Here is an 8650-nt window from a genome sequence, read left to right on the forward strand (position 1 = left end):
GCGGCGGCTTATCCGGCGTTTCTGCGGCGGTGGCGGCCGCGCGTTCCGGTCAGACGGTCGTGCTTGTCCAGAACCGGCTTGTGCTCGGAGGCAACTCGAGCAGCGAGGTGCGCGTCTGGGTATGCGGCGCAACCGTTCACGGGACGAACCGCTACAGCCGGAGACCGGCATTATGGGAGAGATGTTCGTCGAGAATCAGTATCGCAATCCGGAGGGCAACCCTTATGGTTGGGATCTTGTCATGCTTGAGACCGTATTGGCCGAAACGAACATTCAGCTGTCCCTGAATACCGATGTGCATGAAGTCGAAGCGACGGGAGACTAGGCGAATCGAAGCATTGAATCCGTAACCGGATGGATGATGCGAGCTGGACACCGTCCATGAGAACGAGCGCATTCGCGACGAGCTCTGGTCGGCTATATATGGAATATGGGATTTCATCAAAAACTCCGTCAATTTCGACGCCGACAACATGGCGCTTGAATGGGTGGGAGCTATACCGGGTAAGAGAGAATATCGCAGATTCATAGGCGACTACGTTCTTCATCAACGGGATATTATCAAGCAAACTTCGTTCGAAGATCGTATCGCGTTCGGCGGCTGGTCGATTGATCTGCATCCGCCGCATGGGATGTATGCGACGGAGAGCGGCTCCAAGCATCTGCATGCCGACGGCAACTATCATATTCCGTTCCGCTCCTTGTATTCAAGGAACGTAAACAACCTGATGTTCGCGGGTCGGAACATTAGCGCGACGCATGTTGCCTTCGGCACGACCCGCGTGATGGCGACCTGCGCGGTCATCGGCGAGGCGGCGGGAGCCAGCGCCGCGTTATGCGTCAAGCACCGCAAGACGCCGCGCGACATATATCGCGGGCATATGACGGAGCTGCAGCAGCACTTGCTTCGGCAGGACGCGACGATCATCGGCGTTGCGAATCGGGATGAACGCGATCTTGCGCGGTCGGCGTCCGTTATTGCCTCAAGCGAATTGAGTGAGCTTGCCGTAACGACGCCTTAGAAGACATTTCCGCTGGAACGCGACGCGGGGCTGCTGTTCCCGGTAGACGGCGAGCTAACGGGCCTGTCGCTGCTCGTAGACGCCAAGACGGATTGGAAGTGTGGAGCACCGGCAAAGCGGAAAATTATGTCCCTCACCGACTGGAGGCACAAGCCTATACGTCGGTGGAAGAAGGAGAGCTTCAATGGATCGATGTCCGTCTGTTTTGGTCGCCGGATACCGCGCAGAATGCATTCCTGGTCATCAAAGCTCATCACCGCACACCGTTCGTTGTCATTCCCGAGCTCGTGAAGGACTACCGCATCGAGGCGTGGCTAGAGGGCGCATGGAAGACGCTTTACCGGGAGACCGACAACCGGAAACGGACGAGAAGGCATACGTTGGATAAATCCGTAACGACCGACCGCCTGCGGCTTGTCGTCGAGTCGACCAATGGCGGCGCCTATGCGGAAGTTGTGGAAATTAGAGCGTATGGTGAGCTAAGATAGAGGCAGACAGACTATTCACAGAATTGTGTTGAAACGATAAATATTCGAATGAGGAAGATCACTTTCCGCTTGGCGGGAATCTGGTCTTCTTGTTCCTTAGGAGAGGGGTACAGGATGAAGCGTCGATTTCCTAAACTATGGCCGACCAAATTGAGAAATCGGATATTCCTGACCTTCCTATTGGTTGTGTTCGTACCGTTCTCCCTGCTGCAAATACGAAACTACAACCAAATCGAATCCGTTATCGGGGAAAAAATTAGCCAGCAAAACAGTACGCAGCTCTCCTTAATGAAGACGAAGCTGGAGGAAGTGCGATGGACGGCTCAATATTCCGTCCTGCAAATGGAGCGCGAAGCGGATCTGTTGAAGCTGCTCGCAAACAGCCGCAGCCTGAATCAAGTCGAGCGTGCCCAGACGATAGAAGAGAAGCTTGCGGCTTTAAAAAGCTCTTATTTGCCGAACAGCGTCTACATCCAATATACGTTGGAAAGTGACGGTCTGTCGTTTACGACGTTTCCGCTGCAAGGATCGGATAGGGAGAAAGCCGATGTCCGCGCGCAATTGGCATCCAAATTACGCGAAGAATTGCCGCTGGATGGACCGCTCATGAGGTGGGAGCAAGAAGCGGCCTTGAACTGGATAGGAGAGGAGCATAGAGAAAAGCTGATGCTTTCCTATTACTCGCTCTCGAATGACAAGTCCGAAGAGGGCCTGCGCCTGAGGGCCGCTATCGATGCCGAACAATGGCTGAGGGATTCGGCAAACAGCATGCAGATTAAACAAAATTATTATCTCGTAGACGAATTTGGAGCTGTGAAGGCTCAGACGAATGCAGGTTATGTTCTCCGCGGCGAATTGGCTGCAAAGCTGAAGCAATTGGCCGGGCAGGGGGCGGATTCGTATTACATCGATTCGTCCGGGACGTATGTGTATAACGCCGTATATATCCCGAGCGTTAACATGTATGTCGCCGCTCAGTTTCCGCTGGACTTTTTTATCGGAGATCTTCAGTCCCTCAAACGGCAAATATTTTATACGTTCCTTATTGTTGCGCTCATATTTGCCGCCATTTCGTTTCTTACTCTCTCGAACATGACCAGACCGCTTCGTCTGCTGGAAATTCGAATGAAGGAGGCGGCGGATAAGCGGCTCAATATTAAGCTGTCAGAAGGCCGGCATAAGGGGGAAGTGCTGTCATTCGTCCGGGCCTTTAATGGCATGATCGACGATATTTCCCGGCTCATCGGTCAGCTTAAAGCGGAGGAGAGGCAAAAGGAAGCGGCTCAGTTTCAAATGCTGCTTACGCAAATGAACCCCCACTTTTTGCTGAATACGATGAATACGATCAAATGGAGCGCAAGCAATTTCGGCGACGAAAAGACGGCCGAAATGTGCAAAGCGCTGGCGAAGCTGCTCGAGAGCAGCCTGAACACGGATACGGATCTTGTTTTTTTGAAGGACGAGCTTGAGCTGCTGCGCGCTTATTGTTACATTCAGTCTTTCCGATACGATCATCGCTTCGAGGTCCGTTATGAAGTGGACGAGGAACTTGATTATGCGTTGATGCTCAAATTAAGCTTACAGCCGTTAGTGGAAAACGCGATTCAGCATGGGCTTGTTTATCGCAAGCAAGGCGGAGTGATTATCGTAAGAGCCATCCGCGATGAACGGCTCCTCGTACTCGAGGTAGAGGACAATGGCGCTGCGGCCAATCGGCCGAAAAGACCGTCTTCAGCAAGAACGCGCAAAGGGATAGGACTCAGCAATTTGCGAGAGAGACTCTCTCTGCTCTACAGAGAGGATGGACGGCTTGAATTGAAGCAGCAGGAAGAGGGCATGCTGGTGCGAATGACGATTCCGCTTCTGGTGTCGAATCCCTATCAGTCGGAAATGGAGGAATGACGATGTGGAAGCTTTTGCTTGTAGAGGACGAGCCTTTCGTGCTTCGTTCCATTCGTCAAGCTATCGATTGGGAGGCGCTTGGCTTCGAAGTTGTGGCGGAGGCGGAGGATGGCCTTGAGGCGTGGGATTATATGCAGACGCATCCGGTAGATGTCGTGGTGACGGATATTATGATGCCTTGCATGGATGGAATCGAGCTGCTGCGGGCCGCCAAGGATAGCGCTCATGAGGCCGAGTTTGTTATGCTGACTTGCGTGAACGAATTTGAATATGCGAGACAAGCGCTGCAGAACGGGGCGAGCGGATACTTGCTGAAAGCTTCCATGGATCCTGGAGAGCTTCAAACGGCACTTCAAAAAGTGACGTGGGCTCTAACCAAAAAACGGGAGCAGCAATCGATCGGTACGATGCTTGAGCTATGGAACACCGAGAGCATTCCGTGGAAAGACGAGCGCGAAATTATTCAATATTTCGAAAGAGGGAAGTGGTCGGAATGCGAGCAGGCACTAAAGGCGGTATGGGCTTATATGCAAGACGGCCAAGTACCTGCAGAACTTATTATCGAAACGGCTAACCGGCTGGACAAAACATTCGCCCGCATTACGGAGCAGACCCCGGCGGGGATGTCGGAATGGATGAAATGCGAGAGCCGCGAGCAAGCGCTGGATCGTCTGCTGGAGAGGCTCCGCGACTATTCCAAACATAAAATTAAACGGAAAGAAACCGATCATCCGGAAATAAACAAAATTATTGCCTATGTGAACAGCCACTACGACAAGGAGCTTACGCTCAAGGGCATGGCTAAATACGTCAACATGGGAGAGCAGTATTTGAGCGGCTTGTTCAAGAAAAAAACCGGCGAGCAGTTTATCCAATATGTTCTGCGCATTCGCATCGAGTGGGCCTGCCATTATTTGGAGGAGACGGATCTGCGCGTCATGGAGATATGCGAGCGGGTAGGCTTTGTCCATCTCAACTATTTTTTGAAGCAGTTTAAGAAATGGACGGGCTTCACTCCGTCGGAATTCCGGGACAACAAAAAAGCGGAACGGATGAAACTGGCGGAAGATAAGCAGAAAAATAACGAATGAATGGGAAAAGGCAAGCTGCCTCGTTCGACGGGGAGACGCTGCCTTTTTTTGTTGTTGCGACGCATTCAGCTATGCGCCCAATGTGAAAGTGAATAAATTTGTTACTGCCGATAAATAAATCTGTTCATTATTTCATAGGCGCTTGTCGTTGATAATGAAGGTACATCAAGGAATAAGGAGGTGTTGCGGATTGACAGCATGGAGAAAAAATAAAGTGTATTATATGATGCTATTTCCGCTTGTCGCGTGGTATATCCTGTTTAAGTACGTACCGATGTACGGCGTGATCATTTCGTTTAAGGACTATAACATTTTAGCGGGAATATCGGGGTCCGATTGGGCGGATCCGTGGTACAAATATTTCGAGATGTTATTCAAATCGCCTTACTTCTCGCAGTTGTTAACCAATACGCTGCTGATCAGCTGTTATAAGCTGATATTCGGCATGGCTCCGTCCATTATATTGGCCATCCTGCTGAACGAGTCCCGGAGTGTCCGGTTGAAGCGGTGGGTTCAAACGTTAAGCTACATGCCGCATTTTTTGTCCTGGGTCATCGTCTACGGAATTGCCGTAGCGTTTCTGTCCGAGACGACCGGACTGATTAACCGCTGGCTCGGCGACTTAGGGTATGACGCGATTTCTTTCCTTAGCGCGCCGGAGTGGTTCCGATCCGTTCTGGTCGGAACGGATGTGTGGAAGGACCTCGGCTGGGGAGCGATCATTTATTTAGCCGCAATCGCTGGCATCGATCCGTCGCTGTATGAAGCGGCCATGATGGACGGGGCGGGGCGTCTTCGGAGAATGTGGAGCATTACGCTTCCGGGTATCGCCAACGTCATCGTTTTGCTCCTCATATTGAAACTGGGCTACATTATGGACGCCGGATTCGATCAAATCTTTATTTTCTACAACGTCCGTGTCTACTCGGTAGGCGATATTATCGATACATGGGTTTATCGTACCGGACTTGAGCAATTAAACTTTAGTTTGGCTGCCGCCGTTGGTTTGTTTAAATCGGTAATCGGCATGGCGCTTGTGCTGACCGCCAATAAGATCGCAAGAAGATGGGGGGGAGGCATATGGTAATCAGCAACGGAGAACGCGCAACGGGCATTATCATTAATTTGATTCTGATTTTCGTAGGCGTCATAAGTATCTTCCCATTGTTGTTCGTTGTATCCATGTCGCTGACCCCGTACGGAGAAGTGATCAAAAATGGCGGGTTTCTCGTCATCCCCAGGTCGGTCACGTTTGAAGCGTATAACTATCTCTTTCAAACGTCAGAGCTGCCCCGTTCCATGCTCGTGTCATTATTTACGGCAACGGTAGGGACTGCGATCAATTTGCTGCTTACGGTTTTGGGCGCTTTCCCTCTCAGCAGGAGAGGGCTTCAGGGCAGGGGGATCATCCTGTTTCTGATCGTATTTACGATGCTCTTCAGCGGAGGCATCGTGCCGACTTATTTGCTGGTCAAATCTTTAGGGATGTTAAATACGGTATGGGCGCTCATTGTTCCGAGCGCTGTCGCAACCTATAACTTGTTGATTATGAAGACGTTTTTTGAAGGGCTTCCCGAGGAACTGTTCGAGTCGGCGCGAATCGACGGGGCCGGCGAATGGACGATTCTGTCCCGTCTCGTCATCCCGCTGTCGGTGCCATCCTTGTTAACGATAGGTTTATTTTATGCGGTAGCCAACTGGAACAACTTTTTTTCGGCTGTCCTGTACATTACGGACCCGAATTTGAATCCACTGCAGATCGTGGTGCGCAAGCTGCTGCTTACGAGCAATTCCCTTGAAAATGTGATGGAGGTTGTCGTGCCGACGCCGACGCTGCAGATGGCGGCCGTTATCGTCGCAAGCTTGCCCGTCCTGATCGTTTATCCGTTTATCCAGAAACACTTCACGAAAGGCGTCTTGATTGGGGCCATTAAAGGCTGATCCGCTGTGAATCGCCAGACCCGAGCCCTGATGGGACGAGCTGCTGCGTACACATATAAAAAAATGAAAGAAGGGGTAAACATGAAATTAAAAGCTGTAACAGCCATTCTACTCGTTGCCAGCTTGCTTGCGGCATGCTCGGGCAACAAATCTCAGTCGGAGAATCCATCGGAATCGCCGTCGAATGCTCCGTCACCCTCGGCATCCGCCGATCCCGTGAAGATTGAAGTGATGCAGGAAGGCAGCGTCACTTCCGCGGATGGCCCCGGTTTTCCAAAGGACGATTTTGTTAAGAAAGAGCTGAACAAAAAGCTGAATATCGATTTGACCATGACGCTCGAAGCGAGTGAATTTGCAACCAAAATCAACACGCGGATGGCAGGAGGAACACCTCCCGACTTGATGCTCATTTCGAAGGATCAAATACAGTCTTACGCCAAAAACGGCGTACTGCTGGACTTGGGGCCTTATCTCGATAAGCTCGGCGATTATTCGGAATTTGTTGGCGCCGATGAAGTTAAGAAGGGCGTAGTCGCCGGCAAGCAATATGCGCTGCCAAGGACGAATGGATTGGAAGTCGGAACGTATTGGATTCGCAAGGATTGGTTGGACCATCTAAAGCTATCCCCGCCGACAACGGTCGAGGAGCTGTTCAATGTGGCGAAGGCTTTTACCGAAAACGATCCTGACGGCAACGGCAAAAAAGATACGTTCGGGATTACGGGCAATGGCATCAGCACGTTCTCGCCTCTGTTCGGAGCGTTCGGCGTTACTCCGGGCACGACCGCGCTGGGCGGCAGCACGGAATCGGCTCCGGTCAGCATTCTAAAGGATGGCAAGGTCGGAAATGCGCTCTATGATCCGGCCATGAAAGACGCTTTGACGGAAGTGAAGAAGTTTATCGATGCAGGCGTAGTTGATCCCGAGTTTTTGAGCAACAAAGGAAATACGGCGAAGGATAAGGCGTTCCAAGGGAAATTCGGCATCATTTATGACGGCTGGAGCGGGATGATCAAGGAAGCCGCGGTTAAAGTATGGAAGGAAGCCAACCCGAATGCCGATTGGGCGCAGCTTGCGGCGCCTAAGGGACCTAACGGATTGCAATTCGCCGGCATAGACGATTTAGGTCCCTCCTATAACTTGCTCGCATTGCCGAAGACGCTGGAGAAACAACCGGAGAAGCTGAATAAAATTATCGAGCTGCTCAATTATGTCTCGACGACAGAAGGCAATCGCTTGGTTGACTACGGTCTTGAAAATGTTCATTACACGGCAAGCGGCGATACGATTACCATTACGGAGCAAGGCAAAAAGGAAAACGGCTATACATTCGTTTATCAATTTACGGGCCGGCCGGAGCTAACGTACCTGCAAACCAAGTTTCCGGACCAAGCCGACTATATCAATTTCGAAGCCGAATTGCCTCGCTTGCCTGTTGTAGATAAGCTGGTCGATATTCCGGAGGGCTACATGAAAGCCGATGCGGACCGATTCGTTCAAGAGCAGTTGACGAATTTCATGTACGGCAAAACGCCGATCGCGGAATATGACAAGTTCCTTGAAACGTTAGAGAACACGTTCAGCTATAAGCTGTACACTGACTCCGTTGAGAAGACAGTGGCGGAACTCGGATTGGAGAAATAAAATTGGTCCCCACCGTATTGGATGCGGTGGGGAATTTCAATGAGATCGTTAAATCTTGAACCGAAACAACAAAATTACGAACAACGGCAATAATTGAAGTTGATCTACTCTAACCAACGCCATATGTTAAGGCGAATGTCTAAGCAAGAGGAGGAGAAGACAGTTGAATAAAGAGAGGAAGCACTGGCGCTTATGGTACGATCGTCCGGCGGTGCAATGGACGGAAGCGCTTCCAGTAGGAAACGGCAAGCTGGGCGGCATGGTCTACGGAGGCATTCATGAGGAACGTATCGGCTTGAACGAAGAGACGGTATGGTCGGGAAAGCCGCATTACGATACCAGTCCCGGCTTGCTGCAATCGATTGGCGAGGTTCGGCGACTGCTGTTCGAAGGCAGCTACCGCGAAGCTCACGAGCTGGCGGAAAAGCATATGAAAACGCCGCTTAACCCGCACTACGGCCATTATCAGCCGCTTGGAGATCTATATATCCAATTGCCCCTGCCGTCAGGAGAAGTTACCGGATATATGCGGGAACTGGATTTGAATCAAGGCGCATGCAGA

General features: G+C 51.2%; 6 protein-coding genes and 1 pseudogene. All 7 read left to right on the forward strand.

Annotated features, from left to right (window positions below; translation table 11 throughout):
• Window positions 1-1276, forward strand: a pseudogene (locus tag PAT3040_RS26240) (FAD-dependent oxidoreductase); the annotation flags it as partial.
• Window positions 1277-1624: 348 nt separating this feature from the next.
• Window positions 1625-3412, forward strand: a complete 1788-nt coding sequence (locus PAT3040_RS26245) for a sensor histidine kinase (RefSeq protein ID WP_181376837.1) — start codon at window positions 1625-1627, stop codon at window positions 3410-3412.
• A 2-nt stretch (window positions 3413-3414) separates the two neighbouring features.
• On the forward strand, window positions 3415-4503 hold the full coding sequence (locus tag PAT3040_RS26250; protein ID WP_181376838.1) for a response regulator transcription factor: 1089 nt from the start codon (window positions 3415-3417) through the stop codon (window positions 4501-4503).
• 154 nt (window positions 4504-4657) lie between these two features.
• Complete coding sequence (locus tag PAT3040_RS26255) at window positions 4658-5590, forward strand: ABC transporter permease (protein WP_108995011.1); 933 nt, start codon at window positions 4658-4660, stop codon at window positions 5588-5590.
• Window positions 5584-6444, forward strand: coding sequence for a carbohydrate ABC transporter permease (locus PAT3040_RS26260; RefSeq protein WP_219930323.1), 861 nt, complete (start codon window positions 5584-5586; stop codon window positions 6442-6444). Before PAT3040_RS26255 ends, PAT3040_RS26260 begins: the two co-directional genes overlap by 7 nt.
• Before the next feature lie 81 nt (window positions 6445-6525).
• Window positions 6526-8088 carry an extracellular solute-binding protein gene (locus tag PAT3040_RS26265; RefSeq protein ID WP_181376839.1) on the forward strand — a complete coding sequence of 521 codons (1563 nt, stop codon included), beginning with the start codon at window positions 6526-6528 and terminating at the stop codon, window positions 8086-8088.
• Between the two features lie 163 nt (window positions 8089-8251).
• On the forward strand, window positions 8252-8650 hold a 399-nt coding region (locus tag PAT3040_RS26270; RefSeq protein ID WP_146200562.1), incomplete at its 3' end, for a glycoside hydrolase family 95 protein.

The organism is Paenibacillus agaridevorans (assembly GCF_003112455.1).
Lineage (GTDB): Bacteria > Bacillota > Bacilli > Paenibacillales > Paenibacillaceae > Pristimantibacillus > Pristimantibacillus agaridevorans.

Bases quoted from the DNA above. Each gene is read 5' to 3' on its own strand.
- PAT3040_RS26265 (WP_181376839.1), top strand. From the start codon at position 6,526: ATGAAATTAAAAGCTGTAACAGCCATTCTACTCGTTGCCAGCTTGCTT.
- PAT3040_RS26255 (WP_108995011.1), top strand. From the start codon at position 4,658: ATGAAGGTACATCAAGGAATAAGGAGGTGTTGCGGATTGACAGCATGG.
- PAT3040_RS26250 (WP_181376838.1), top strand. From the start codon at position 3,415: ATGTGGAAGCTTTTGCTTGTAGAGGACGAGCCTTTCGTGCTTCGTTCC.
- PAT3040_RS26260 (WP_219930323.1), top strand. From the start codon at position 5,584: ATGGTAATCAGCAACGGAGAACGCGCAACGGGCATTATCATTAATTTG.
- PAT3040_RS26245 (WP_181376837.1), top strand. From the start codon at position 1,625: ATGAAGCGTCGATTTCCTAAACTATGGCCGACCAAATTGAGAAATCGG.